The organism is Achromobacter veterisilvae (assembly GCF_037619525.1).
Lineage (GTDB): Bacteria > Pseudomonadota > Gammaproteobacteria > Burkholderiales > Burkholderiaceae_B > Achromobacter > Achromobacter veterisilvae.
In genome coordinates, this window is the sequence record NZ_CP148753.1 from 1,396,794 (window position 1) to 1,420,251 (window position 23,458).

Annotated in this window: 20 protein-coding genes and 1 tRNA gene; 13 read left to right on the forward strand and 8 right to left on the reverse strand. The window is 69.2% G+C overall.

Annotated features, from left to right (window positions below):
- A complete protein-coding gene (locus WHX56_RS06530) occupies window positions 1–1,008 on the forward strand; it encodes a sterol desaturase family protein (RefSeq protein ID WP_129241415.1) in 1,008 nt (335 codons plus the stop codon).
- 13 nt (window positions 1,009–1,021) lie between these two features.
- Here the strand turns inward: WHX56_RS06530 and WHX56_RS06535 are convergent, their stop codons facing one another.
- Window positions 1,022–1,663: an HD domain-containing protein gene (locus WHX56_RS06535; RefSeq protein ID WP_338880794.1), complete on the reverse strand. Its 642-nt coding sequence runs from the start codon at window positions 1,661–1,663 to the stop codon at window positions 1,022–1,024.
- Window positions 1,664–1,769: 106 nt separating this feature from the next.
- On the opposite strand from WHX56_RS06535, the gene WHX56_RS06540 reads away from it, so the two are divergent.
- A complete protein-coding gene (locus WHX56_RS06540) occupies window positions 1,770–2,735 on the forward strand; it encodes a GlxA family transcriptional regulator (protein WP_338880795.1) in 966 nt (321 codons plus the stop codon).
- 29 nt (window positions 2,736–2,764) lie between these two features.
- Here WHX56_RS06540 and WHX56_RS06545 read toward each other — a convergent pair whose 3' ends face one another.
- Window positions 2,765–3,274, reverse strand: coding sequence for an acyl-CoA thioesterase (locus tag WHX56_RS06545; RefSeq protein WP_129241418.1), 510 nt, complete (start codon window positions 3,272–3,274; stop codon window positions 2,765–2,767).
- 50 nt (window positions 3,275–3,324) lie between these two features.
- Window positions 3,325–4,779, reverse strand: coding sequence for a DUF1254 domain-containing protein (locus tag WHX56_RS06550; protein ID WP_338880796.1), 1,455 nt, complete (start codon window positions 4,777–4,779; stop codon window positions 3,325–3,327).
- 298 nt (window positions 4,780–5,077) lie between these two features.
- Here WHX56_RS06550 and fdnG point away from each other — a divergent pair, with 298 nt between their 5' ends.
- From fdnG to WHX56_RS06585, 7 genes are all read left to right on the forward strand, one after another.
- Window positions 5,078–8,146: a formate dehydrogenase-N subunit alpha gene (gene fdnG / locus WHX56_RS06555; protein ID WP_338880797.1), complete on the forward strand. Its 3,069-nt coding sequence runs from the start codon at window positions 5,078–5,080 to the stop codon at window positions 8,144–8,146.
- Between the two features lie 13 nt (window positions 8,147–8,159).
- Window positions 8,160–9,059 (forward strand): formate dehydrogenase subunit beta, encoded by a 900-nt coding sequence (fdxH, locus tag WHX56_RS06560; RefSeq protein ID WP_129241422.1) that lies wholly within the window; start codon window positions 8,160–8,162, stop codon window positions 9,057–9,059.
- Window positions 9,052–9,696 (forward strand): formate dehydrogenase subunit gamma, encoded by a 645-nt coding sequence (locus WHX56_RS06565; protein WP_338880798.1) that lies wholly within the window; start codon window positions 9,052–9,054, stop codon window positions 9,694–9,696. Before fdxH ends, WHX56_RS06565 begins: the two co-directional genes overlap by 8 nt.
- A 90-nt stretch (window positions 9,697–9,786) precedes the next feature.
- A complete protein-coding gene (gene fdhE / locus WHX56_RS06570; protein WP_338880799.1) occupies window positions 9,787–10,722 on the forward strand; it encodes a formate dehydrogenase accessory protein FdhE in 936 nt (311 codons plus the stop codon).
- 1 nt (window position 10,723) lies between these two features.
- A complete protein-coding gene (gene selA, locus WHX56_RS06575) occupies window positions 10,724–12,145 on the forward strand; it encodes an L-seryl-tRNA(Sec) selenium transferase (protein WP_338880800.1) in 1,422 nt (473 codons plus the stop codon).
- Entirely contained in the window at window positions 12,142–14,088 is a 1,947-nt protein-coding gene (gene selB / locus WHX56_RS06580; RefSeq protein ID WP_338880801.1) for a selenocysteine-specific translation elongation factor, read from the forward strand. The genes selA and selB overlap by 4 nt, the downstream gene beginning before the upstream one ends.
- A gap of 12 nt (window positions 14,089–14,100) precedes the next feature.
- Window positions 14,101–14,196 (forward strand) — tRNA-Sec (locus WHX56_RS06585).
- Window positions 14,197–14,214: 18 nt separating this feature from the next.
- On the opposite strand, the gene WHX56_RS06590 is transcribed toward WHX56_RS06585, so the two are convergent.
- Window positions 14,215–14,754: a TlpA disulfide reductase family protein gene (locus tag WHX56_RS06590; RefSeq protein ID WP_338880802.1), complete on the reverse strand. Its 540-nt coding sequence runs from the start codon at window positions 14,752–14,754 to the stop codon at window positions 14,215–14,217.
- A 20-nt stretch (window positions 14,755–14,774) separates the two neighbouring features.
- Entirely contained in the window at window positions 14,775–15,872 is a 1,098-nt protein-coding gene (locus tag WHX56_RS06595) for a transglutaminase-like domain-containing protein (RefSeq protein WP_338880803.1), read from the reverse strand.
- Window positions 15,873–16,011: 139 nt separating this feature from the next.
- Here WHX56_RS06595 and selD point away from each other — a divergent pair, with 139 nt between their 5' ends.
- Window positions 16,012–17,073, forward strand: a complete 1,062-nt coding sequence (gene selD / locus WHX56_RS06600; RefSeq protein WP_338880804.1) for a selenide, water dikinase SelD — start codon at window positions 16,012–16,014, stop codon at window positions 17,071–17,073.
- A gap of 1 nt (window position 17,074) precedes the next feature.
- Here the strand turns inward: selD and WHX56_RS06605 are convergent, their stop codons facing one another.
- Window positions 17,075–17,992, reverse strand: coding sequence for a LysR substrate-binding domain-containing protein (locus WHX56_RS06605; protein ID WP_129241430.1), 918 nt, complete (start codon window positions 17,990–17,992; stop codon window positions 17,075–17,077).
- A gap of 165 nt (window positions 17,993–18,157) precedes the next feature.
- Here WHX56_RS06605 and WHX56_RS06610 point away from each other — a divergent pair, with 165 nt between their 5' ends.
- Window positions 18,158–18,367 (forward strand): DUF2917 domain-containing protein, encoded by a 210-nt coding sequence (locus tag WHX56_RS06610; protein ID WP_129241460.1) that lies wholly within the window; start codon window positions 18,158–18,160, stop codon window positions 18,365–18,367.
- 18 nt (window positions 18,368–18,385) lie between these two features.
- Window positions 18,386–19,039: a 2-hydroxychromene-2-carboxylate isomerase gene (locus tag WHX56_RS06615; RefSeq protein ID WP_129241431.1), complete on the forward strand. Its 654-nt coding sequence runs from the start codon at window positions 18,386–18,388 to the stop codon at window positions 19,037–19,039.
- A gap of 281 nt (window positions 19,040–19,320) precedes the next feature.
- On the opposite strand, the gene WHX56_RS06620 is transcribed toward WHX56_RS06615, so the two are convergent.
- Entirely contained in the window at window positions 19,321–19,701 is a 381-nt protein-coding gene (locus WHX56_RS06620) for a DUF779 domain-containing protein (RefSeq protein ID WP_287754783.1), read from the reverse strand.
- 58 nt (window positions 19,702–19,759) lie between these two features.
- Window positions 19,760–21,289, reverse strand: a complete 1,530-nt coding sequence (adh, locus tag WHX56_RS06625) for an aldehyde dehydrogenase (RefSeq protein ID WP_129241434.1) — start codon at window positions 21,287–21,289, stop codon at window positions 19,760–19,762.
- A gap of 283 nt (window positions 21,290–21,572) precedes the next feature.
- Here adh and WHX56_RS06630 point away from each other — a divergent pair, with 283 nt between their 5' ends.
- Window positions 21,573–23,450: a sigma-54-dependent Fis family transcriptional regulator gene (locus WHX56_RS06630; RefSeq protein ID WP_338880805.1), complete on the forward strand. Its 1,878-nt coding sequence runs from the start codon at window positions 21,573–21,575 to the stop codon at window positions 23,448–23,450.
- The last annotated feature ends 8 nt before the right edge of the window (window positions 23,451–23,458 follow it).

Below are 23,458 nucleotides of genomic sequence, written 5' to 3' on the forward strand. Positions count from 1 at the left end.
ATGGATACGCTTAGTCAACTTTTCGGAGAATGCCAGCAATGGATCTTCGAGACGGCGATTCAGCCCGCGCTGTTCCACCTGGGCCTGAGCAACTTCATCGAGGACGGCTATGACGCCACGATGTGGCTGCTGGTCGGTCTGCTGCAGGTCGCGGTGCTGGTGCTGGTGTTCGGTCCCTTGCAGCGCCTGCGGCCGGTGGAGCCCGTCACGGACCGCCGCCAGATCGGCGTGGACGTGCTGTACACGCTGATCCACCGGCTGGGCGCGTTCCGGCTGGTGCTGTTCTTCACCATCGACCCGCTGTGGGACAGCGTGTTCGGGCAACTGCACGTATGGGGTTACGCCGGCTTCCAACTGGACCAGTACTGGCCGGGCGTGACGGACAAGGCCTGGGTCAGCCTGATCATCTACCTGCTGCTGTTCGACGCGGTGGACTACTTCTACCACCGGGCCCAGCACCGGTTCGGCTGGCTCTGGGCGCTGCATGCCGTGCACCACAGCCAGCGCCAGATGACGATCTGGAGCGACGACCGCAATCACCTGCTGGACGACATGCTGCGCGACGTGCTGGTGGTGTTCGTTTCGCAGTTGGTGGGCGTGCCGCCGGCGCAGTTCGTGATGGTGGTGGCCATCACCCAACTGGCGCAGAGCTTTTCGCACGCCAACCTGCGCATGCATTTCGGCGCCGTGGGCGAACGCCTGCTGGTCAGTCCCCGGTTCCATCGCCATCACCATTCCATCGCCTACGACGCTTCGTCGCCGGGGCCGGCGGGCGGTTATAACTTCGCCGCGCTGTTCCCCATCTGGGACGTGCTGTTCCGCACCGCCCGCTTCGGCGTGGGCTACGGCCCCACGGGCATCCATGACCAGCACCCCGAGGCCGGCGGTCGGGACTACGGCCGCGGCTTCTGGTCGCAGCAGTGGCTCGGCCTCAAGCGCCTGGCAGGCCGCGACCGCGAACCGGCCGGCGCGCCGGCCGATCCGCCGCCGGCCGCCGAGCGCGCCTGACGCGTTCCGGCCGTCAGCCCGCCCAGCGCGAGTTGCGGATGACGCTGCAGAAATTTCCGGGCCGGAAGGCCGGCTCCTTGTCGGCGACGACGTCGGCCTTGACGTTGCCGAACGTGGTCTGCGGCTTGTGCCGGATGCCATCGTAGAAGGCCTGGATGATCTCCTCCTTGAACCGGGGCCCGCGCGGATGGGCCGCCACCACCGCCTCGCGCTGCGCGTCGCTGTATTCGCCGTAGGTCAGGCCCAGCACGTCCATCTCCACGCCCGCCGTCACCAGCGCCACCACCGGATCCATGAACTCGGGGATGCCCGGCGTGGTGTGCAGCGCGATCGCCGTCCAGACGAGTTCGATGTCGCGCTGCGCGATGCCGCGGCTTTGCAGGAAATCCCGCGCCGCGTTGGCGCCGTCCACTTCGAAGCGGCAGCAATCGCTGCTGTGCTGCCGGGTCAGCCCCATGTCGTGGAACATGCAGCCGCAGTAAAGCAATTCGGGGTCGAACTTCAGGCCGCGCTGTTTGCCGGCCAGCGCGCCGAAGTAGTAGACGCGGCTTGAATGATGGAACAGCAGCGGCGATTCGGTGTCGCGCACCAGCTCGGTGATTTCGCGGACCAATTGGCTGTCGGGGATCTGGACGTCGTCGAGGGAGAAATTCATGGCATGGGCCTCCTGGTAGGGGTACGCCGTTCATTCTGCTGCCGCGCTAGAATGGCCTCAATAGAAGTAATACGCCAATTTCTGCCAAATACCGCGATCCGCTGCCATGACCAAAACCATCGCCGTGCTGGCCCTGCCGGGCGTGCAGATGCTCGACGTGTCCGGTCCGCTCGACGTCTTCGCCCAGGCCAACGCGGAACTGGGGCGTCCGTACTACGCGCTGCGCGTGGTGGGCTACGAGCCCGGGCCCGTCCGCAGTTCGTCGGGCGTATGCCTCCTGCCCGACGCGGCGGTGGGCGACCCGCTGCCGCGCATCGACACCTTGCTGGTCGCCGGCACGCCGCGGGCGTCGCGCGCCGTCCTCAGCACGCCGGCGCTGCAATGGATCCGCGCGACCGCAAGGGACGCCAGGCGCTACGGATCGGTCTGCACCGGCGCGTTCGTGCTGGCCGCCGCGGGCCTGCTGGAGGGGCGGCGGGTGACGACGCATTGGAACGCGGCCCGGGAACTGCGCCAGGCCTATCCGCGTGTCGTGGTCGAGGAAGACGCGCTGCACGTGCGCGACGGCAAGCTGCGCACCTCCGCGGGCGTGACGGCCGGGCTGGACCTGGCGCTGTCGCTGGTCGAAGAAGACCTGGGGCGCGACGTCGCGGCGAAAGTGGCGTCGCAACTGGTGATGTTCTTCAAGCGCCCGGGCGGACAGTTGCAGTTCAGCCGCAAGGGGCAGGCCGGGCCGGTCGGTAGATCGGTGTTGCAGGAGGTGCAGCGCTGGGTGGCCGCGCACCCGCAACTGCCGCTATCGGTGGAGGCCCTGGCCGGACATGCGGGCCTCAGCCCCCGGCACTTTGCGCGCCTGTTCCACGCGGAAGTCGGCATCACGCCGGCGGCCTGGGTGGAGATGACGCGCGTGTCGGCCGCGCGCGCCTTGCTTGAGACGGGCGCCGCCACGCCCAAGCAGGCGGCGGCGCAGTGCGGCTTCGCCAACGTGGATACGCTGCGCCGGGCCTTCGTCAAGCACGTGGGGGTATCGCCGGCGATGTACCGGCGGCATCACGGCGGCGCCGCGGACTGAACCGCGGCAGCCATTCCACCGCCCGGCGGTCAGGGGCGGGCCTGGGTGTCGTGCGTGGTCTCGCGCTTGATTTCGCCGTGGCGGCGCTCCATTTCCTGGCGCAGTTCGCGGCGCAGCCTGGCCGCTTCCAGGCGCTGCTTTTCCTCGAGCGTGCGCGGCGCAAGCGGGGGCACCGCGGTGGGCGCGCCCTGGTCATCCACCGCCACCATCGTGAAGTAACAGCTATTGGTGTGGCGCACGAGCTTCTTGCGGATGTCTTCAGTGACGACCTTGATCCCGATTTCCATGGACGTGCGGCCCGTGTAGTTCACGGCCGCGAGGAAGGTCACCAGTTCGCCCACGTGGATGGGTTCGCGGAACACGACCTGGTCCACGGACAGGGTCACGACATATTGGCCGGCGTACCGGCTGGCACAGGCGTAGGCCACCTGGTCCAGGTACTTGAGGATGGTTCCGCCGTGCACATTCCCCGAGAAGTTCGCCATGTCCGGCGTCATCAGGATGGTCATCGACAATTGGTGGCTAAAGGCGTCGTCCATGGCGGGCGTTCAATCTCGGATAAAACGCCTATGGTAGCGGCAGGCGCCCGTCATGGCGCCGTCTTTTCGGCGGCCTCCGGGGTTTCTTCCGGCGGCGCGTCCCGCAGCGCGGGCGGAGGCGTCCAGGAACCGTCCAGCAGCGCCGGTTCCGGCGCATAGGCGCGCAGCAGCACGCTGACCGGGCCGGCGGGCGGCAGCGGCAGCCAGTTGGCCTGCTCTTCGGGCGGGGGCGGGGCATGGCTGACCCGCAGGTCCAGCGAACCGTCCGCGTTATAGCGCAGGGGATCGCGGCTGCCGAGCGCGTAGCGCCCCAGAGGATTGGCGGCCGGCATGCCCTGGCCGTCGTAGGCCGCAAGCGACCATAGCGCGCCGGCGGGCGGCAACTGGCCGCTTTCGAAGCGCAGCGTGTAGCCGTGCGCGCCGTCCAGCGGCGCGCCCTGGCTGTCGGCGGCCAGCAGCAGCACCGACAGGTCCTCGGGCAGGCCCGAGCCCGGCTGCGCCTGCGCGGCCAGCGCGCGCCGCAGATAGGCGTTGCCGTACACGCCGATGCTGCCGGTTTCCTGCTGCCAGCCGTTCACGCCGCGCACGCTGCCGCCCGCCGCGGCCGCCATGCGTTCGCGCGCCGCGCGCAGCCCCCGGCGCATGCCCTGCTTGGCGGGGTGGTCGAGCTTGTCGAAATCGAACGGCCGGCCCGGGACCAGCCCGGCGCGGCGCAACTGCGCAAGCACGGGCTGGTCCGTGGGATGCGGCGGATTCCTGCGCAGCAGCTCGGCCGCGTAGGTGAAGAAGGCGTCCGTCGGCATGGATTCCACCTGTTCGCGCACCGGGGTGGCCAGGTCCAGGGTGGAATCGGACCGCGGCCGCTGCGCCTGCGGGGGCAGGTTCCACTGCGCCAGCGGCGTCAGGACGAAGCCGTCCTGCAAGGCGTGGACCGCGGGATAGTCGGCCGGACCTTCGGTCTGGATCAGGTTCTTGGCCCACACGTAGGCGGTGGGCGCGTCGATGCGGGACATGCCCGAGGGCAGGGCGCCGGTCCAGCCGGGCGGCACGATCGCGGTATTGCCCTTGGCCGTGCCGGTGCTGCGCTTGCCCAGCGTGGCGAAGGCATCCGTCCACATATCCAGCAGGGTCAGCGTGTAGAGCCGCCCCTGGGTGTTCGGCACGGACAGCACCACCGGCCCGGCCGTCAGGTCCAGCCAGGCGGCGCTGCGCAGCATGTCGGGGTTGGCCCAGGGCGCGGCGGCTCCCGGCGCCGGCAAGGCGCGTCCATGCAGGAAGGCGTTGGCCGGCGCGCCCTGCGCGCCGCGCGACGGGTGGGTGGACTGGCGGCGGGCCAGGTCCATCGTCACCAGGGGATAGAAATAGAGGTAGCCCTCCATCGCGGCCTGGCGGGCCGCCTCCGTCGCGGCGGCGGCCGGGGTCGGGGCGGCGGGCGCCGCGCCGGCGGGGGCGGCGGGCGCGAGCGCGGCGGCGAAACACAGGGCCAGGAAAGCAAGGCGGCGCATCGGCGCTCCTATGGTCTAGCGGAAAAAACGGGAGGCCGGCGCGGCGTCCCCGGAATCGCGGGCCCGCCGGGACCTCCAGGCTGCCGGCCATGGTAGCAGTCCCGGAATCATCCAAAATCTGCGAAATGACGAGATTTCGCCGTCAAATTCCAGCCATAGGGACGATACCCGAGGGGGCCGGATGGGCATGGCGCGTCCGTTGCGCAAGGCCTATACTCGAACCCATGTCCTTGGAGGCCGCAGGGCTTTTTGCTTCGGCGGGCCCGGCCTTCTTCATTCACCCGGAGAGGAGTGCTTCATGGTCAACATGAATCGCCGCCAGTTCTTCAAGGTGACCGGTGCCACGCTGGCAGGCTCCAGCCTGGCCTTGCTCGGGGCAGCCCCCGGCACGGCCATGGCCGAAGTCCGCCAGTACAAGCTTGCGCGCATGACTGAAACGCGCAACACCTGTCCCTACTGTTCGGTCGCCTGTGGCCTGCTGATGTACGGCCTGGGCGACGGCGCCAAGAATGCGCGCGCCAGCATCGTCCACATCGAAGGCGACCCCGACCACCCCGTCAACCGCGGCACGCTCTGTCCGAAGGGCGCGGCCCTGATCGACTTCATCCACAGCCCCAACCGCCTGAAGTACCCGGAATACCGGGCGCCCGGTTCGGACAAGTGGGTGCGGATGTCGTGGGACGACGCCCTGACGCGCATCACCAAGCTCATGAAGGCCGACCGCGACGCGAACTTCGTCGAGAAGACCGCGGACGGCAAGACGGTCAACCGGTGGCTGACCACCGGCATGCTGGCCGCCTCGGCAAGCAGCAACGAGGTCGGCTACATCACGCACAAGACCGTGCGCAGCATGGGGATACTGGCGTTCGACAACCAAGCCCGTGTCTGACATGGCCCGACGGTGGCAGGTCTTGCCCCGACGTTTGGCCGTGGAGCGATGACGAACCATTGGGTCGACATCAAGAACGCGGACGTAGTACTGATCATGGGCGGCAATGCCGCCGAGGCCCACCCTTGCGGGTTCAAATGGGTCACGGAAGCGAAAGCCCATAACAAGGCGAAACTCATCGTCGTGGACCCGCGCTTCACGCGCTCGGCGTCCGTGGCGGACTTCTACGCGCCCATACGCACCGGCACCGACATCATTTTCCTGGGCGGCGTCATCAAGTACCTGTTAGATCACGACAAGATCCAGCACGAGTACGTGCGCAACTACACCGACTTTTCGTTCATCGTGCGCGAGGACTTCACGTTCGACGCGGGGCTGTACTCGGGCTACAACGCCGAGAAGCGCAGCTACGACAAGTCGAGCTGGGACTACGAGCGCGGCGAGGACGGCTACGTCAAGACCGATCCCACGCTGGAGCATCCGCGCAGCGTCTACCAGCTACTGAAGAAGCACTACTCGCGCTACACCGAGGACATGGTCGAGCGCGTCTGCGGCACGCCCAGGGACAAGTTCCTGAAGGTGTGCGAAATGCTGGCCAGCACGGCCGGCAAGGATCGCGCCGCGACCATTCTCTACGCGCTGGGCTGGACGCAGCACTCCATCGGCTCGCAGATCATCCGCACCGGCGCGATGGTGCAGTTGCTGCTGGGCAACATCGGCATCGCCGGCGGCGGCATGAACGCGCTGCGCGGGCACTCGAACATCCAGGGCCTGACCGATCTGGGGCTGATGTCGAACCTGCTCCCGGGCTACATGACCCTGCCCAACGAGCCCGAGCAGGACTACGGCAAGTACATCGAGACGCGCACGCAGAAGCCGCTGCGGCCCAACCAGTTGAGCTACTGGCAGAACTACAACAAGTTCCACGTCAGCCTGATGAAGGCCTGGTGGGGCAAGGCGGCCACGGCGGAAAACAACTGGGCGTTCGACTACCTGCCCAAGCTGGACAAGCTCTACGACATGCTGCAGGTCTACGAGCTCATGGTCCAGGGCAAGATGAACGGCTATATCGCGCAGGGCTTCAACCCGCTGGCCGCGGCGCCCAACAAGGCCAAGCTGAACGACGGCTTCGCCAAGCTGAAGTTCCTGGTCATCATGGATCCCCTGGTCACCGAGACCTCGGAATTCTGGCGCAACGCCGGCGAGGCCAACGACGTCGATCCCGCCAAGATCCAGACGGAGGTCTTCCGCTTGCCCACCACCTGTTTCGCCGAAGAGGACGGCACGCTGGTGAACTCCGGCCGCTGGCTGCAATGGCACTGGAAGGGCGCCGAGCCGCCGGGCGAGGCCAAGAGCGACATCGAGATCATGGCGCTGATCTTCACGCGCCTGCGCAAGATGTACCAGGAAGAGGGCGGCAAGTATCCCGATCCCATCGTCAACCTGTCCTGGCCCTACGCCAACCCGCAGAATCCCACCGCGGAAGAACTGGCCAAGGAATACTCGGGCCGCGCGCTGGTGGACCTGGCCGATCCGAAGGATCCCGCCAAGATCACCCGCAAGGGCGGCGAGCAATTGGCGGGCTTCGCGGAACTGCGCGACGACGGCTCCACGGCCAGCGGCTGCTGGATCTTCGCCGGCGCCTGGGGCCCCGGCGGCAACCTGATGGCGCGCCGCGACAACAGCGACCCGACCGGCATCGGCCAGACGCTCAGTTGGGCCTGGGCATGGCCGGCCAATCGCCGCATCCTGTACAACCGGGCGTCCTGCGATCCGTCGGGCAAGCCGTTCGATCCGCGCCGCAGCCTGATTTCCTGGAACGGCAAGGCCTGGGTCGGCGCCGACATCCCGGACTTCAAGGGAGACGAAAACCCCGACGGCGGCATGGGGCCGTTCATCATGAACCCGGAAGGCGTGGCGCGCTTCTTCGCGCGGGCCGGCATGGCCGAAGGGCCGTTCCCCGAGCACTACGAACCCTTCGAGACGCCGCTGGGCTACAACCCGCTGTATCCGAAGGCCAAGGGCGTCACCAGCAATCCGGCCGCGCGCGTCTTCAAGGACGACCTGGCCGCGATGGGCACGGTCGACAATTTCCCGTACGTGGCCACCACCTACCGCCTGACGGAGCACTTCCACTACTGGACCAAGAACGTCCGCATCAACGCGATTCTCCAGCCGGAGCAATTCGTGGAACTCGGAGAGGCGCTGGCCCAGGAATTGGGGATCGCCAACGGGACGCGCGTGAAGGTGTCGTCCAACCGCGGCTACATCAAGGCGGTGGCGCTGGTCACCAAGCGCCTGCGGGCGCTGACCGTCGAGGGCAAGACCGTGCACCACGTGGGCATCCCGATCCACTGGGGCTTCGTGGGCATCGCCAAACCCGGCTTCCTCACCAACACCCTGACGCCTTTCGTGGGCGACGGCAATTCCCAGACACCGGAATTCAAGTCGTTCCTGGTCAAGGTCGAGAAGGCATAGGAAGGAGACCGACATGGCTATGCAATCCCTGGACATCAAGCGGCGCTCCGCCACGACCACGCCGCCGCCCGGCATCCGCGAACCCGTCACGGGCTCGGTCGCCAAGCTGATCGACGTCTCCAAGTGCATCGGGTGCAAGGCTTGCCAGAGCGCCTGTATGGAATGGAACGATCTGCGCGACGAGATCGGCACCAACGTGGGCGTCTACGACAACCCGGCCGACCTGACCGAGCATTCCTGGACCGTCATGCGCTTCTCGGAATACGAGAACCCCGCGGGCGACCTGGAATGGCTGATCCGCAAGGACGGCTGCATGCACTGCGAGGACCCGGGCTGCCTGAAGGCCTGTCCCTCGCCGGGCGCCATCATCCAGTACAACAACGGCATCGTGGATTTCCACGAAGAGAACTGCATCGGCTGCGGCTACTGCATCACCGGCTGTCCGTTCAACGTGCCGCGCATCTCCAAGAAGGACCACAAGGCCTATAAGTGCACCCTGTGTTCCGACCGCGTGGCCGTTGGCCAGGAGCCGGCCTGCGTCAAGGCCTGTCCGACCGGCGCCATCGTCTTCGGCACCAAGGACGACATGAAGCAGCACGCGGCCGAGCGCATCGAGGACCTGAAGTCGCGGGGCTTCGACCAGGCCGGCCTGTACGATCCGCAGGGCGTGGGCGGCACCCACGTCATGTACGTGCTGCACCATGCCGACCAGCCGGGCCTGTACCACGGGCTGCCGAAGGATCCGCAGATCAGTCCCATGGTCGCGCTGTGGAAGGGCATCGCCAAGCCGCTGGGCGTGGCCGCCATGGCCCTGACCGCGCTGGCGGGCTTCTTCCACTATGCCCGTGTCGGCCGCAACGAAGTCAGCGAGGAAGACGAACGCAGGGCCGAAGAGGAGGTTCGCCATGAGTGAACGACGCCATCGCCTGATCAAGCGCTACTCCCCCGGCGAGCGCACCAACCACTGGATCATCGCACTGAGCTTCATCCTGCTGGCGCTCTCGGGGCTGGCGCTGTTCCATCCGTCCATGTACTGGTTGACCAACCTGTTCGGCGGCGGGCCCTGGACGCGCATCCTGCACCCCTTCATCGGGCTGGTGATGTTCGTCTGCTTCGTCGTGTTCGCCGGGCATATGTGGCGCCACAACGTCATGACGAAGGCGGACCGCCAGTGGATGCGGCAGTTGAACGACGTGGTCGAGAACCGCGAGGACAAGCTGCCCGAGGTCGGCAAGTACAACGCCGGCCAGAAGCTGCTGTTCTACGTGCTGATCCTGTGCATGCTGGGCCTGTTCGCCAGCGGCATCGTGATCTGGCGCGAGTACTTCGCGTTCTATTTTCCGATCTGGGTCGTCCGCGCGGCTTCGGTGCTGCATGCCGTTTGTGCATTGGTGCTGATTTGCGCGATCATTGTGCATATTTATGCGGCGATCTGGGTCAAGGGCTCCCTGACGGCGATGCTGCGGGGTTATGTCACCGCGGGCTGGGCGTGGAAACACCACCGCGCCTGGTTCCGGGAACAGGTCGGCAAGGGGCCCGTCGGAAAATAGGCTTTCCGGCCGGTTTCACCGAGTCCCATCGCACGGCTGCCTCCCCCTTTTCCGGGGGTGGCAGCCGTGTTTGTTTATCTGGAGACGCAATTGCAGCGAATTCTTCCGCGCGGCGAGATCGAAGCGCTTGATCACAACAGCATCCCCCGGATCAAGCTGCCGGAGCGCGAGTCCGTGTTCGCCGTCCGCGCCGCGCGCCTGCGCCAGCTTGCCGCGGACAGTCCGGTGGCCGACTATCTCCTGCTGATGGCCCGGCTGGTCGACGCGCAGCAGCGCGCGCTGGCGCACTGCCACGCGCCTGAAGCCACCGAAGACCGCATTTCCCTGGCCCAGGCCCACGGCATGCCGCCGCTGCAGGCGGTGGGCTGGCCCCGCGATCCGCTGTGGCGCAAGGTCCTGGAGCAGTTGCTGGATGACGTCGCCGGCGGCCAGGACGTCCCGGCCGAGGCCGTCGAGGTGTGCGCCGCGCTGCGCCGCGCGCTGGCGGACGATCCGGAATCGGTCGAAGACCTGGCCGACGCCGTGCTGGCCGAGCAGGACCAGGGCGTGGACGGCGCGGCCGCGCCTTTCGTGATGGCGGCGCTGCAAGTCTACTGGACCGACCTCGCCAGCCGCTTCGACGAAAAACAACTGCCCGTGGCCAGCCCCTTCGGCGTATGCCCGGTGTGCGCCAGCCTGCCGGTGGCCAGCGTGGTCCGCGTGGGCGGCCAGTTCGAGGGCTACCGCTACCTGTGCTGCAGCCTGTGCGCCACGCAATGGCACATGGTGCGCGTGAAATGCTCGCATTGCGAGGACGTGGAGTCGGTGGCGTACCAGGCCATCGAAGGGCGTTCGGAAGCGATCAAGGCCGAGACCTGCGACCATTGCCACACCTACCGCAAGATCTTCTACCAGGACAAGGACCTGAACGTGGAGCCGGTGGCCGACGACCTGGCCAGCCTGATGCTCGACGTGCTGGTGGGCGAGGCCGGCTATTCGCGGGCCAGCGGCAACCCCTTGCTGTGGCACGGCTCGGAGGAGGACTGACATGCCCAAGTCCGGCCCCGGCGCCGCCGTTTCCGATATCCCGTCGCTCGACCGCCTGCTGAACGCCCAGGCCCTGGCGCCCGCGCTGGCGGAACACGGCCGCAGCCAGGTGGTGGCGGCCTTGCGCAAGGACCTGGCCGCGCTGCGAGAGCGCGCCCTGGCCGGCGGGCTGCCGAAGGCCGAGCTGGACGAGGCCGCGGTCGCGGCGCGCGTCGCGGGCGAACTCGCCCGGCGGGCTCGGCCGCGTCTGCGCGCCGTCTACAACCTGACCGGCACGGTGCTGCACACCAACCTGGGCCGGGCGCTGCTGCCGGACGAGGCGGTGGCGTCGGTGCTGCGCGCCCTGAGTTCGCCCGCCAACCTGGAGTTCGACCTGGACTCCGGCGGCCGCGGGGACCGCGACGACCTCATCGACGAACTGCTGTGCGAGCTGACCGGCGCGGAAGCCGCCACCGTCGTCAACAATAACGCCGCCGCCGTGCTGCTGATGCTCAACGCGCTGGCGGACCGGCGCGAGGTCGTGGTGTCGCGCGGCGAACTGGTCGAGATCGGCGGCGCTTTCCGGATTCCGGACATCATGAAGCGCGCCGGCGCCAAGCTGATCGAAGTCGGCACCACCAACCGCACGCACGCCGCCGACTACGAAAGCGCCATCGGCGCCCGCACGGCCATGCTGATGAAGGTGCATTGCAGCAATTACGCCGTGACCGGCTTCACCAAGAGCGTGGGCGTGGCCGAGGTGGCCGCGATGGCGCACGCGCGCGGCCTGCCCGCCACGGTGGACCTGGGCAGCGGCACGCTGGTGGACCTGACGCAATTCGGCCTGCCCCGCGAAGACACCGTGCGCGAAACCATCGAGGCCGGCGCGGACCTGGTCACGTTCAGCGGCGACAAGCTGCTGGGCGGCCCGCAGGCCGGGCTGCTGGTGGGCCGCGCGGACCTGATCCGCAAGATCAAGAAGAACCCGCTCAAGCGCGCCCTGCGCGTCGGCAAGCTGACCCTGGCGGCGCTGGAGCCCGTGCTGGGGCTGTACCGCGCGCCCGAGTTCCTGGCCCAGCGGCTGACCACGCTGCGCCTGCTGACGCGCCCGCAGCGCGACATCCAGCCGCAGGCCGAGCGCCTGCGCGGCGCGCTGGCGCACGCGGCGGGCCCCCACTACGCGGTCGAGGCCGTGCCGATGTTCAGCCAGATCGGCAGCGGCGCCCTGCCGGTGGACCAGTTGCCCAGCTACGGCCTGGAGGTGCGCTACGCCGGAAAAGGGCGTCCGGGACGGCACCTGGACAAGCTGGAGGCCCGGCTGCGCGGCCTGCCCGTGCCCGTGATCGGCCGCATCGCCGACGACGCTCTGTGGCTGGACCTGCGCTGCCTGGAAGCGGCCCACGAAGCGGACTTCGCCGCGCAATTGACGGAGCCGCTCGCATGATCGTCGGCACGGCCGGCCACATCGACCACGGCAAGACCACGCTGGTGCGCGCGCTGACGGGCGTGGACACCGACAGGCTCAAGGAAGAGAAGGCGCGCGGCATTTCCATCGAGCTGGGCTACGCCTACACGCCGCTGCCCAATGGCGACGTGCTGGGCTTTATCGACGTGCCCGGCCACGAAAAACTCGTCCACACGATGGCGGCCGGCGCCAGCGGGATCGACTTCGGCCTGCTGATCGTGGCGGCGGACGATGGCGTCATGCCCCAGACGCGCGAGCACCTGGCCATCCTGGCCCTGCTGGGCGTGGCGCGCGGCGCGGTGGCGCTCACCAAGACCGACCGCGCCGACGGCGAGCGGCAGGCGGCGGTGCGCGCGGAGATCGCGGCGCTGGCGGCGGGCACCTTCCTGGACGGCGCGCCCGTGTTCGGCGTGTGCGCGTCGCGGCCCGGCGACGCGGGCACGGCGCAACTGAAGGCCCACCTGGACGAGCAGGCGCAGGCCATGCCGCGGCGGAACCGCCAGGGCCTGTTCCGGCTGGCGGTGGACCGCGTGTTCACGCTGGCGGGCCATGGCACGGTGGTGACGGGGACGGCCCATGCGGGCGAGGCCCGCGTGGGCGACGAGGCGGCCGAGCTGTTGCTGATGCCCGCTGGCACGCGCGTGCGGGTGCGCGGCATCCACGCGCAGAACCAGCCCAGCGAGACCGGCGCGGCCGGCCAGCGCTGCGCGCTGAACCTGGCGGGCATCGACAAGAGCGCCATCGCGCGCGGCGACTGGATCGCGGACGCGCGATGTTTCCTGCCGTCGCGCCACGTCGATGCGGCGCTGACGCTGCTGGACTCGGCGGACGCGCCCGTGCGCGCCTGGTCGCCGTTGCACGTGCACATCGGCGCGGCGCGCCACGTGGCGCACGCCGTGCCGCTCAGCGCGGAGTCGATCGCGTCGGGGCAGTCCGGCTGGGTGCAATTGGTGTTCGACGAGCCGGTCTGCGCCATGCCGGGAGACCGCTGCATCGTGCGCAACGCGCAGGCCACGCGCACGGTCGGCGGCGGCCGGGTGCTGGACCCCAACGCGCCCGACCGCAAGCGCCGGTCCGCCGCGCGCCTGCAATGGCTGCAAGCGCTGTCGGACATGCTGGATGGCGGCAGCCTGCGGCCCGTGCTGGAGCATGCCGCGCTGGGGCTGGACGAAGGGGCCTTGCAGCGCCTGACGGGCCAGCCCGTGCGGGACATCCAGGCGCCCGAGGGCGCGCTGTGGATCGAGGCGCGGACCGAGCAGGCGCCGCAGACCTTGATCCTGGCGGCCCATTGGGACGCGCTGCGCGAACGCATGGAACAGGCGCTGGCGGCCTTCCACCAGGGCGCGCCGGACGAGCCCGGGCCCGACGGCGCGCGCCTGCGCCGGATGGCGATGCCGGCCGGGCCGGACGCGCTGTGGCAGGCGGCGCTGGACGACCTCCAGCGGCAAGGCCGCATCGTGCGCAACGGCCCGTGGCTGCACCTGCCCGGCCATGCCGCGACCCTGGGGCCCGAGGAATCGGAACTGGCCGCGCGGATACTGCCGCTGCTGGCCGCGGGGGCGTTCGATCCGCCCTGGGTGCGCGACCTGGCCCGGACGCTGGCCGTGCCGGAAGACCGCGTGCGGCAACTGCTGCGCAAGCTGCTGCGGCGCGGAGACGTGGGCCAGGTCGTGAAGGACCTGTTCTATCACCGCGGCCAGGTGGACGCCCTGGCGGCGCTGGCGGCGGACCTGGCCGCGCAGCCGGCGGGGCTGAACGCGGCGGTGTTCCGCGACGCCACGGGGCTGGGAAGAAAGCGGGCGATCCAGATCCTGGAATTCTTCGACCGCGTCGGGTACACGCGGCGCGTGCGCGACATGCACGTGCTGCGCCACGATAGCGCCTATGGGGGGACGCAAGCGGCGCGGCAGCCGGTATCATAGGCGGGCCATCGCGGAAGGCATCCGTGCCCGGTGGCGCGGCTGGGCTTCAAACCCAGTTGGGGGCGTCAGACGCTCCCAGGTAGGTTCGACTCCTGCTGCCTTCCGCCATCTTTCCTGCGCCGCGCGCTACGCCCGCAGCATCCGCGTCACCACGCCGCCCACGCGGTCCGACTGCCAGTCCAGTTCCCCCAGGTGCCAATACCGCACGGATCCGCCGCGGTCCACCAGGTAGTTGGCGGGCAGGCCGATCGCCTCCCATTGCTTGGACGCGGCGCTGTTCCGGTCGTGCAGCACCGTTCCCGCAACCGGCCACTTCGCCAGGAAGGTGCTGATCTTGCCCAGCGATTCGCCCACGTTCACCGCCACCAGGCGCAGCCCCTGTTCGCGGTGGCGCTTGGCCATCGCGGACATGACGGGGATTTCATCGCGGCAGGGATCGCACCAGGTGGCCCAGAAACTCACGATGACGACGCTGCCGCGCCAGGCGGAGAGCTTCTTTTCGCGGCCCGACAGGTCGGGCAGGGCCAGCGGGGGCGTCGGGGCGGTCCAGGCGGCCCAGTCCGGGCCGGTGGCCGTCTTGAGCGCGCTGTCGCTGGCGGCGCGCGCAAGCCAGGGCAGGGCCGCCAGCGACAGGCCGGATTGCAGAAGCTGGCGGCGGCTGACCATGGCGGATCCCCGCGGCCGGCTCAGGCGGAAAGCGGCCTGGATGTGAGCCGGTAGCTGAAGCCGTCGGGGTCCAGGCTGTCCAGGCGGCCGTCGGCGGTTTCCCCGTTGGGGTACATCAGGAAGGGCACGGGGCCGTGGGAGGCGCCGGGCAGGACGACGTCGTGGCCGTGGTTGTACGCGACCCAGTTCATTTCCCAGGCGCCGAACAGCATGACGCGCGCGGCCCGGACCTTGGCGTCGGTGAGCGGCAATTCCCCGGGGGGTTCTTCCAGCATGACCTTGCGCACGTCGGCGGGATCGACGGGGATCCAGCCGTAGCCCGCGGCGTAGAACTCGGCGCGGCAGTGCTGCGCCTTGGTGACGTCGCCGGCCTTGCCCAGGCTCTTGTAGCCGAGTTCCGAATCGGCGACGCGCAGCCCGTAGGCATCGCGCGCGGGGATGCCCGAGGCGCGCGCCAGCGCGACGAACAGCGAATTGATGTCGGCGCACTTGCCGTTCAGGTCGTTGGCGGTCAGCATGTACCGCACGTCGCCCACGCCGCAGCCCCGGGTGGAGGCGGTCCGACAGGTATTTTCGACGACCCAGTCGTAGAGGGCGCGGGCGCGCGCCAGGTCGCCCTGGTGGCCGCGCGTGATGCGGTCCGCGGTGGTCTTGACGATGCCGTCGGTGGGCAGCAGCGTGGTGGGCTTGAGGTATTCCCGCAGGGCGGCGGGGCTTTCGCGCTCGGCGTCCGCGGGCGGCGGCTGCGTCAGGTCCACGCGCCGGTTGCGGGTCTGGAAGCGGCTGGTCACGGTCACCGCGCGCTGCGCCTGCGCGTCCGGCCATTCCACGGCCAGCATCTGGACCCCGTAGCCGGGGGCCTGCGTCAACCGGGCGGCGCCGCCGCCGTCCACCTGCCAGGCGGTCTGCGCCCCGCGCTGGTAGGGGGTGTCGGTGGCATAGGGGACCGGGATCCAGATGCGCGTATGGGCGCCTTGATCCTTCACGCTGATATAGGTGGTCAGTTCGAAGGCGCGCCATCCGGCGCTGACGGGCGCTTGCGCGGCGCGCGCGGCCTGGGGCAATGCGCTGGCCGCGCACAGGGCGCCCGAGAAACGGAGAAAGTGTCGGCGATCCATGTAGCCCTCACTCACGGTGAAGATTGGCTGTCGGTGCGCCCGGCGACGGGCGGCCGTCCGTTGCTGCGTTCTGCCAGACCATCATAGGGCGAATCCCGCCGGCGGTGCTATCCTTTTCCGCTGACGAATGGAGATCGAGATGACCCAGGATGTTGCCAGCGCGGCGGTGCCGCGGTTGACTTCGCTTTCCCATGGCGGGGGCTGCGGCTGCAAGATCGCGCCGGGCGTGCTGTCGGCGCTGCTGGCGCGTTTCGGCCCGGCGGCCAGCTATCCCAACCTGATGGTCGGCACCGAGACCGCCGACGACGCGGCGGTGTACCGGCTCAACGACGAGCAGGCGCTCATCGCCACCACCGACTTCTTCATGCCCATCGTGGACGACCCGTTCGACTTCGGCCGCATCGCGGCGACGAACGCGCTGTCGGACGTGTACGCGATGGGCGGCACCCCGATCATGGCGCTGGCGATCGTCGGCATGCCGATCAACGTGCTGCCGCACAGCGTCATCGCGGACATCCTGCGCGGCGGCGAATCGGTGTGCGAGGATGCCGGCATCCCGGTGGCGGGCGGCCACAGCATCGATTCCGTCGAACCCATCTACGGTCTCGCGGCGATGGGCCTGGTGCATCCGGCCCGCGTGAAGCGCAACGCCGATGCGCGCGCGGGCGACGTGCTGATCCTGGGCAAGGGCCTGGGCGTGGGCATCCTGTCGGCGGCGCTGAAGAAGAACCGGCTGGACGACGCCGGCTACCGCGTGATGATAGCCACGACCACCCGCCTGAACCGTCCGGGGCCGGCGCTGGCCGCGCTGGACGGCGTGCACGCGGTCACCGACGTGACCGGCTTCGGCCTGCTGGGCCACGCGCTGGAAATGGCGCGCGGCGCGAAACTGACCGCGCGCCTGCGGCTGGCGTCCCTGCCCTGGCTGCCGGGCGTGCAGGCCTACGCGGCGGACGGCGTCATCACCGGCGCCTCCGGCCGCAACTGGGCGTCCTACGGCGAATCCATCCGCCTGGGCGACGCGGTCACCGACACGCAGCGCGCCCTGCTGACCGATCCCCAGACTTCCGGCGGCCTGCTGGTGTCCTGCGCGCCGGAGACGGCCGAGGCCGTGCTGGACCTGTTCCGCGGGCAGGGGTTCGACCAGGCGGCCGTCATCGGCGAAATGACGGCTGGCGAGCCCGTGGTGCGCGTGGAGTGAGCTACGAGGTCAGGTCGCGCGCGGTCGCCGCGGCCTGTTCCATCAGCCATTGCGTGACGACGTCCGCGTCCGGCGTGCTGCGGCGCGCATTGCGCACCAGCCAGTAGGCCAGTTCGGTGGCGTGGGCGGCCTGCCCGCCCAGGGCCTCCAGGCGCTTGTCCGCCAGCATCGGCGCGATCAGCGCCAGCCGTCCCAGCGCGATGCCATGGCCCGCCAGCGCCGCGTGCACGATCTGGTCGTACTGGTTGAAGCGCAGCATGCCCTTGGCCGGGATCCGGCCCAGGCCGCGCGCGTTCAGCCATTCCTGCCATTGCAGCCACGGCCGCGTGGGGTCGTCGAATTCCAGCAGCACGTGGCGTTGCAGTTCGCGCGCATCCAGTCCGCGCGCCCCGAGGGAAGGGTGCGCCACCGGCACCACCGATTCGCCGAAGAGCCAGGCGGCGCTGTCCGGCACGCCGTCGCGCAGGCTGTAGCGGATCGCGATGTCCACGTTCTCGCGGTCGATGTCGATGAGCCGGTTGTCGGCGGCTACGCGCACGTCGATGTGCGGATGGGCCTCCTGGAAATCGCCCAGGCGGGGCAGCAGCCAGAGCGAGGCCACGCCGATGGTCGTCGTGATGGTCACGGGGGTGCGCCGCTCCGGCGCCCGCAGTTGTTCGGTCAGGTCGCCCAGTTGGCTCAGCCAGACGTCGGCCATGCGGAACAACTGCGCGCCTTCGGAGGTGAACGACACGCTGCGGAAGCCCCGCAGCAGCAGAGGCACGCCCAGGTGGGCTTCCAGCGCCCGGATCTGGCGGCTCACGGCCGACTGGGTCACGTGCAGGTCCTGCGCCGCCAGCGTGATGCTCATGCGGCGGCCCACGGCCACGAAGCCTCGGACCAGATCGAGCGGCGGGAGTTTGGCCAGTGGGTATGACATTCGTGAAACTCATGCGTATCGGACGGAAATGTCGCTTGAGCAATAGTACTCCGAGGGCGTTCAATAGAACCCAGACGACGGGTCTATGGGCGGCAGCCCGGCGATCCGCCGCGATCGCCGCCGCCCGGGAGGAACGCCATGATCCAGGTATGTTGCGCTGCGGGAATGTCATTCCGTTTGGCCGGCGGGTCGACTATGCTGCTGAAGCGGGCATCGGGCCTCCGCATCGTGTGCCACGCCGGCACCTTGTGGGTATCCGAATACCGCCGCTACGATGACAGCGTGCTCCAAGCCGGTGATTCCGTCACCGTCGGCAGCGATCGCGACGTCGTTCTCAGCGGCCTGCCGGATGCGCAGGTCGCGCTAATTTCCTAGGCCCTTCCGGAGTTCGTGATGACCGCGTCCCCGCCCGATACGCCCCGCATCGAGATGTGGTTCGATTTCGCCAGCCCGTACAGCTATCTGGCCATCGAGCGCATCGACGCCCTGGCGCGGGACGCCGGCGTCCGGGTCGACCTGCGTCCCTTCCTGCTGGGGCCGATCTTCCAGGCGCAGGGCTGGAACGACACGCCGTTCCGGCTTTTTCCCGGAAAAGGCGCCTACATGATGCGGGACATCGCCCGCCTTGCCGAAAAATACGGCGTGGTCTACAACCGGCCGCGCCTGTTTCCGCGCATGAGCGTACTGCCCGCGCGCATCGCCCTGCTGGGCCAGGACGAGCCCTGGGGCCGCGATTTCTGCCTGGCGGTTTTCCGCGCCAATTTCCAGCACGACCTGGACATCCAGGCCGAAGACGTCGTGCACGAGCTGCTGACGGATCTGTCGCTCGACGCGGACGGCCTGATCGCCCGCGGCAAGTCCGAGGCCGCCAAGGAAGCGCTGCGCCGCCGGGTCGACCGCGCGCGCAACCTGGGCCTGTTCGGCGCGCCCACCTTCTTCGTGGACGGCGAGATGTTCTGGGGCAACGACCGCCTGGAAGACGCGCTCGACTGGACGCGCCGGCCGGCGTCCGCCCATTCGCGGCCGCAGTCCGCGGCCCGCGCCTGAGCACGGGCGCCACGCAGGTTTTTTCGCCAACGCACCTTCAAGAAATGAAGAACGCCAGCAGTGCCTATCGCGGCGCGCCCATGCCGGGCGGCCGTTCGTTCACGCAATTCCGCGCCGCCCGCATCCGGCGCGTATCGTTCCAGTGGGAACAGGCCGAACGCCCGCAGTGTCTGACACCCCACGAGCCGCCCGGGCAAGTCGCAGAAGCCGTGTCTGACACCCCAACGCGCCGGCGCGGCGCATCGAACGGACTTCCCCGGGTGTCTGACACATAAGGACCGCTAACCGCCCCGCGTCACCGGCGCCACCCCCGCCCATTCCTCATCCGAATACAGCCGCGAGCGCAGCAGGAAGCGCTTGCCCTCGGCGCTGTCCAGCGAAAAGGCGCCGCCGCGGCCGGGGACGGCGTCGATGATGAGCTGGGTGTGTTCCCAGTAGGCGAACTGGTCCTCGCCCATGTAGAACGGGCAGCCTTCCAGGTCGCCCAGCAGCACGTCCGAGCCGCCCACCATGAATTCCCCCTGCGGATAGCACATGGGCGAACTGCCGTCGCAGCATCCGCCCGACTGGTGGAACATCAGTGGGCCATGCTTGGTCCGCAGGGTATCGATCAGTTGGCGCGCGTCGTCGGTCGCGACCACGCGCGGGGTGTGCTCTGCCATGATGTCGTCCTCTCGGGCGCGCCAGGCCGGAAGGCCCGGCGCGCCCGCTGGTCGGGGATCAGAAGAAACCCAGCTTCTTCGGCGAGTAGCTCACCAGCAGGTTCTTCGTCTGCTGGTAGTGGTTGAGCATCATCTTGTGGTTCTCGCGTCCGATACCGGATTGCTTGTAGCCGCCGAACGCCGCGTGCGCCGGATAGGCGTGGTAGCAGTTGGTCCACACGCGGCCGGCCTTGATCGCGCGTCCCATGCGATAGCACGTGTTCGCGTCGCGCGACCACACGCCGGCGCCCAGGCCGTAGAGCGTATCGTTGGCCAGGGCCAGCGCGTCGTCGGCGTCCTTGAAGGTCGTCACCGCCACCACCGGGCCGAAGATTTCCTCCTGGAACACGCGCATCTTGTTGTGTCCCTTGAAAACCGTGGGCTGCACGTAGTAGCCGCCTTCCAGCGCGCCCTGCATCTGCGCGCGCGCGCCGCCGGCCAGCACGTCGGCGCCTTCCTGCTTGCCGATGTCCAGGTACGACAGGATCTTCTCCAGTTGCTCGGTCGACGCCTGCGCGCCCAGCATGGTGTCGGCGTCCAGCGGATTGCCCTGCTTGATCTCGGCCACGCGCTTCAAGGCGCGTTCCATGAACTTGTCGTACAGGGATTCCTGGATCAGCGCGCGGCTGGGGCAGGTGCAGACTTCGCCCTGGTTCAGCGCGAACATGACGAAGCCTTCGACGGCCTTGTCCAGGAAGTCGTCGTCCTGCGCGGCCACGTCGGCGAAGAAGATGTTGGGCGATTTCCCGCCCAGTTCCAGGGTGACGGGGATGATGTTCTGCGAGGCGTACTGCATGATCAGGCGCCCGGTGGTGGTTTCGCCCGTGAAGGCGATCTTGGCGATGCGCTTGCTGGAGGCCAGCGGCTTGCCGGCTTCCAGGCCGAAGCCGGTGACCACGTTCACCACGCCCGGGGGCAGGATGTCGCCGATCAGCTCCATCAGTAGCAGGATGCCCAGCGGCGTCTGTTCGGCGGGCTTGAGCACCACGCAATTGCCGGCGGCCAGCGCGGGCGCCAGCTTCCATGCCGCCATCAGGATGGGGAAGTTCCAGGGGATGATCTGGCCCACGACGCCCAGCGGCTCGTTGAAGTGGTAGGCCACGGTGTCATGGTCGATCTCGGATAGGCCGCCTTCCTGGCTGCGGATGCACGAGGCGAAGTAGCGGAAGTGGTCGATCGCCAGCGGGATGTCGGCGGCGCGGGCCTCGCGTATCGGCTTGCCGTTGTCCCAGGTTTCGGCCGTGGCCAGGCGCTCGAGGTTCGCTTCCATGACGTCGGCGATCTGCATCAGCATGCGGGCGCGCTCGGCGGCCGGCGTGGCGCCCCATTTGGGGGCGGCGCGATGCGCGGCGTCCAGCGCCAGCTCGATGTCGCGCTCCTTGGAGCGGGCGTTGCGGGTCAGGGTCTGGCCCGTGACCGGGGTGACGTTGTCGAAGTATTCGCCGTCCGCCGGCTTCTGCCACTTGCCGTCGATGAAATTGTCGTACTGGGTCTTGAGGTCCAGGCGCGTGCCATAGGTGTCGGGGGTAACGCGGGTAGCGATGTCCATGCTTGTCTCCGGTATTGTGGGAATGCGGCAGTCGGCTGCCTGTCCTGTATCAAGCAAGGAACGTGCCAGACCGCGTTCTCCCCTGGACAGCCCGCTTCCTGCATGCGAAAGTAGACTTTCAAAGCGGACGATGCGCAGCAGTGCCCTTCGAGGGCCGGCCCCTTTGGGCCCAGCAAGCCCGCGCAGCGGGCGCGGCGTGGGAACTCCAGGTGAGGCCCCCCGTCGCGTTTTGCGACAGTGTCGCGGAACAGGTGTCGCAGAATGCCTGTCCAAGGAGACAAGCATGGCCACTCATTCCCGTCAGCACGCGCTGACGCAAGCGCGCCTGCTGTTCAACCAGCAGGGCGCCGTGCCCGGCGGCATGGTCGCCGAGCCCATCCTGCGATCGTGGCGGCGCTGCGCCGACCTGGGCTTCGACATGCGCGGCGTGCGCCGCGCCGAACTCATGACGCAGGGCGAACTGCGCGAAGCGCAGCAGCGCAACGAGGCGCTGCGCCGGATGTCCGAACCCGCCATGTCCCTGCTGCGCGGCCAGGCCGGCGGCAGCGGCAGCCTGGTGATCCTGTCCGACGCTCAGGGGCTGGTGCTGGACAGCGGCGGCGACATCGAATTCGCCCAGCGCGCCTCGCGCGTCGCGCTCATGCCCGGCGCGCCCTGGGACGAGGCCGCGGCGGGCACCAACGCCATCGGCACCGCGCTGGTGGAAGGCCGGCCCATCGCGGTCCATGGCGCGGAACACTATTTCGAACCGAACCGCATCCTGACCTGCGCGGCGGTCCCCATCTCCGACGGCGAGGGCCGCACGCTGGGCGTGCTGGACCTGTCCAGCCAGGCGCGCGAGCTGCGGCCCGATGTGCTTGAACTGGTGCGCGCGGCAGTGGACCTGATCGAGCACCGCCTGTTCGAGCAGGCCTACGAACAGCAGGCCGTACTGCGGCTGCACGCCCATCATTCCGGCCTGGGCCTGCCGGGCGAGGGGCTGCTGGCCTTCGAGGGCGACCTGCTGGTCGGCGCCAACCGCTGCGCCTTGCAGGCGCTGGGCCTGGCGCCGACCGCCTTGGGCGTGTACCGCTACGCGGATGTTTTCGACGGCGATATCGAGCGCTGCCCCGACGCGGCGGGCCGGGTGCAGGCGCGTTCAGGCGCGGTGTACCACGCGCGCCTGCGCTGGCCGCGCTCCCGCGCCCGCCAGGCGCCGGCCCTGCCGGCCTTGCCGCCCGCCGATGCCGCGCGCCCCGCCGGGCCGAATTTCGACGCCGAGACCCTGGGCGCGCTGGCGCGCGCCGTGCACCTGTCGGACGCGGGCGTGTCCATCCTCCTGCAAGGCGAAACCGGCGTGGGCAAGGAAGTGTTCGCGCGGCAACTGCATGCGCGCGGCAGGCGGGCGGCGGGGCCGTTCGTGGCGGTGAACTGCGCGGCGCTGCCGGAAAGCCTGATCGAATCCGAATTGTTCGGCTACGAAGACGGCGCGTTCACCGGCGCGCGCCGCCAGGGCAGCAAAGGCCTGCTGCGGCAGGCGCACGGCGGCGTGCTGTTCCTGGACGAAATCGGCGACATGCCGCTGATACTGCAATCGCGGCTGCTGCGCGTGCTACAGACGCGCGAGGTATCGCCGCTGGGCGCGGCGCGGCCGGTGCCGGTGGATTTCGCGCTGGTATGCGCCACGCACCGCCCGCTGGCGCACGAAGGGCCCGACGCGCCGGTGCGGCCCGACCTGTATTTCCGGATCGCCGAATACACCGTGACGCTGGAGCCGCTGCGCGCGCGCGCGGACCGCCTAGAACTCCTGCGCGGCCTGTGGGCGGCGCATGGCGCGGGGCCGCTCCTGCCGCCGGACATCGAAGCCATCCTGCTTGCCTACCCGTGGCCCGGCAACTACCGGCAGATGGTGGCGGTGCTGCGCACGCTGCACGTGCTGGCCGGGCCGGCGGGCAGGGTCGACGCCGCCATGCTGCCCGCGGATATCCGCGGCGCGCAAGCCGGCCCGCCGCCCGCGGACAGGGGCGATCCGGCGGATCTCAAGGTAATGGCGGACTCGGCGATCCGCGACGCCCTGGCCGCGCACGGCGGCAACGTCAGCCGCGCGGCGCGGGCCCTGGGCGTGCACCGCAGCACCCTGTACCGGCGCGCCGCGGCGCTTGCCCCGCCGCGCACGCGGTAAGGGGCGGG

Bases quoted from the DNA above. Each gene is read 5' to 3' on its own strand.
- WHX56_RS06595 (WP_338880803.1), bottom strand. From the start codon at position 15,872: ATGGATCGCCGACACTTTCTCCGTTTCTCGGGCGCCCTGTGCGCGGCC.
- selD (WP_338880804.1), top strand. From the start codon at position 16,012: ATGACCCAGGATGTTGCCAGCGCGGCGGTGCCGCGGTTGACTTCGCTT.
- fdxH (WP_129241422.1), top strand. From the start codon at position 8,160: ATGGCTATGCAATCCCTGGACATCAAGCGGCGCTCCGCCACGACCACG.
- WHX56_RS06615 (WP_129241431.1), top strand. From the start codon at position 18,386: ATGACCGCGTCCCCGCCCGATACGCCCCGCATCGAGATGTGGTTCGAT.
- WHX56_RS06565 (WP_338880798.1), top strand. From the start codon at position 9,052: ATGAGTGAACGACGCCATCGCCTGATCAAGCGCTACTCCCCCGGCGAG.
- selA (WP_338880800.1), top strand. From the start codon at position 10,724: ATGCCCAAGTCCGGCCCCGGCGCCGCCGTTTCCGATATCCCGTCGCTC.
- WHX56_RS06535 (WP_338880794.1), bottom strand. From the start codon at position 1,663: ATGAATTTCTCCCTCGACGACGTCCAGATCCCCGACAGCCAATTGGTC.
- WHX56_RS06605 (WP_129241430.1), bottom strand. From the start codon at position 17,992: ATGTCATACCCACTGGCCAAACTCCCGCCGCTCGATCTGGTCCGAGGC.
- WHX56_RS06590 (WP_338880802.1), bottom strand. From the start codon at position 14,754: ATGGTCAGCCGCCGCCAGCTTCTGCAATCCGGCCTGTCGCTGGCGGCC.
- WHX56_RS06630 (WP_338880805.1), top strand. From the start codon at position 21,573: ATGGCCACTCATTCCCGTCAGCACGCGCTGACGCAAGCGCGCCTGCTG.
- selB (WP_338880801.1), top strand. From the start codon at position 12,142: ATGATCGTCGGCACGGCCGGCCACATCGACCACGGCAAGACCACGCTG.
- WHX56_RS06620 (WP_287754783.1), bottom strand. From the start codon at position 19,701: ATGGCAGAGCACACCCCGCGCGTGGTCGCGACCGACGACGCGCGCCAA.
- WHX56_RS06545 (WP_129241418.1), bottom strand. From the start codon at position 3,274: ATGGACGACGCCTTTAGCCACCAATTGTCGATGACCATCCTGATGACG.
- WHX56_RS06610 (WP_129241460.1), top strand. From the start codon at position 18,158: ATGTCATTCCGTTTGGCCGGCGGGTCGACTATGCTGCTGAAGCGGGCA.
- WHX56_RS06540 (WP_338880795.1), top strand. From the start codon at position 1,770: ATGACCAAAACCATCGCCGTGCTGGCCCTGCCGGGCGTGCAGATGCTC.
- adh (WP_129241434.1), bottom strand. From the start codon at position 21,289: ATGGACATCGCTACCCGCGTTACCCCCGACACCTATGGCACGCGCCTG.
- WHX56_RS06550 (WP_338880796.1), bottom strand. From the start codon at position 4,779: ATGCGCCGCCTTGCTTTCCTGGCCCTGTGTTTCGCCGCCGCGCTCGCG.
- WHX56_RS06530 (WP_129241415.1), top strand. From the start codon at position 1: ATGGATACGCTTAGTCAACTTTTCGGAGAATGCCAGCAATGGATCTTC.